This is a genomic window from Achromobacter sp. (assembly GCF_036567245.1).
Taxonomy (GTDB): Bacteria; Pseudomonadota; Gammaproteobacteria; order Burkholderiales; family Burkholderiaceae_B; genus Achromobacter.
The window spans coordinates 1-1,939 of record NZ_DATCUY010000454.1 but is presented as its reverse complement, the minus strand read 5'-3'; the positions used below and the strand labels follow the sequence as shown (position 1 = coordinate 1,939).

2 protein-coding genes and 1 pseudogene are annotated in these 1,939 nt (G+C 67.3%); 1 reads left to right on the top strand and 2 read right to left on the bottom strand.

Going from position 1 to position 1,939, the window contains the following annotated elements:
- Both VIR09_RS19490 and VIR09_RS19485 read right to left on the bottom strand, forming a co-directional pair.
- The coding region (locus VIR09_RS19490; protein ID WP_332014359.1) for a thiolase family protein at positions 1–707 on the bottom strand (707 nt) is incomplete at its 3' end.
- 20 nt (positions 708–727) lie between these two features.
- Entirely contained in the window at positions 728–1,528 is an 801-nt protein-coding gene (locus tag VIR09_RS19485; RefSeq protein ID WP_332014358.1) for an SDR family oxidoreductase, read from the bottom strand.
- Between the two features lie 127 nt (positions 1,529–1,655).
- Here VIR09_RS19485 and VIR09_RS19480 point away from each other — a divergent pair.
- A pseudogene (locus VIR09_RS19480) lies at positions 1,656–1,939 on the top strand (GlxA family transcriptional regulator); the annotation flags it as partial.

Sequence of the window (1,939 nt, the reverse complement as noted above, 5' to 3'; positions counted from 1 at the left end):
TCGGTCAGCGGCGAGGAGGTGCCCGCCGTGACCGCGCCATCGGCGCGGAACGCGGGCTTGAGTCCCGCCAATGCCTCCAGCGTGGTGCCCGGGCGGATGCAGCCGTCGGCATCGACCACCTCGCCGTCCGGCAAGTGGATGGGCACGATCTCGGCCGCCAACAGCCCCTGCTCGCGCGCGGCGGCGGCCTTGCGGTGGGATTGCAGCGCCAGCAGTTCCTGGTCCGTGCGGCTGACGTTCCAACGCTGCGTCACGTTTTCCGCCGTCTCGCCCATGGACAGGTAGGCGTCGCTGGTCGCCAGCAGTTCGGGATTGGGCGAAAAATTGAAGCCGCCCTGCGGCACCATCGTCATCGACTCCACGCCCACGCAGAGAAAAGCCTCGCCCATGCCCGCCTCGATCTGGGCCGCCGCGATGTGCACCGCCTGCATCGACGAACCGCAGAAGCGGTTCACGGTCATGCCGCCCACCTCCTGCGGCAGGCCGGCAAGCAGGCCGACGATGCGCGCCAGGTTGTTGCCCTGGGCGGCTTCCGGATAGGCGCAGCCGAGAATCACATCCTCCAGCAGCGCCGGATCCAGATCGGTGCGCCGCAGCAGGCCCTGCACCACCTGCGCGGCCAAGGCGTCGGGCCGCAGTCTGGCCAACCTGCCCTTGCGGGCAAAGTGGAAAGGCGAGCGCGCATAGGCGGCAATGACAGCTTTCATGGTTCAGTCCTCAAGAATGGTCAGGCCGCCGCCGCGTAGCGCTGCGCAACGGTATTGCTGGACAGGTGCCCCGCCATGGTCTGGCGCGCGGCTTCGTAGGCGTCCCATTCCTCGCCGGCATGCAGCGAGGGGATCGTGACCTTCTCGCCGCGCGCGAAGCCCAGCAAGGCAGCATCGACCAGGTCTTCGGCGCGCATCACGATGCGCTGGTCCAGCATTTCCACCGGACGGCCGCCGATGGCCCAGAAATCCGTGGCGGTGGCGCCGGGCAGCACCGCCTGGACCTGCACGCCGGTCCCGGCCAGCTCGTGTTGCAGCGACTGGCTGAACGCCAGCACGAAAGCCTTGCTGCCGCCATAGACGCCGTTCAAGACCTCGGGCGCGATGGCCACGATGGAAGCGATATTGATGATGGCGCCCCGGCCGCGCGTCACGAAACCCGGCACGGCCGCGTAGGTCAGCCGCATCGGCGCGGTGACGTTCAGTTCCACCATGCGCGTCATCTGCTCCACGTCGCTTTGCAGCAGCGGCGTATGCGTGCCGATGCCGGCATTGTTCACCAGCAAGGTAATGCTGGCGTCCTGGCACAGTTGCTCTTCCACGCGCGCCAGCGAAGCGCGGTCGCCCAGGTCCGCGGGCAGCACCTCGACGGCGCGGCCGGTGCGCGTGCTGATGTCGTTGGCCAGGGAGTTCAGGCGCTCCCGGTTGCGAGCGACCAGAATCAGGTCGTAGCCCTGCTGCGCCAGCTTGTCCGCGTACAGCGCACCGATGCCGCTGGATGCGCCCGTGACGAGGGCGGTGCCGGGTTGGGTTTGTGCCATGGTGAGGCTCCAGGAAAGGTGATTGCGACGGGATTCATGTTGCGGCTTGCCGTAAATGGCGTAAATGACGTATATAGTCATTAATCAGGACAAACACCCGCGACATAAATCCGCAAGGACGGCCCCCATGCACCGCATCGGTTACATACTTCCCGAAGGCTTCCAGATCATTGGCCTGGGCACGCAGGCCGTGTTCGAACTTGCCAACGTGGTGGCGCGCGAGCCCTTCTACGCCCTGGACAGCTATGCCCTGGACGGCGCAGTGCGCGCGTCGGCGGGCCTGACGGTGCAGGCCCAGCCGCTCACCGCCCGCAGCCAGGCCGACACCTGGCTGGTGACCGGCGTGCTTTCGCCCCTTTCGAGGCCCGTGGCGCCCGAACTGAACCGGCTGCTGGAGAAACTCGCGCCCCG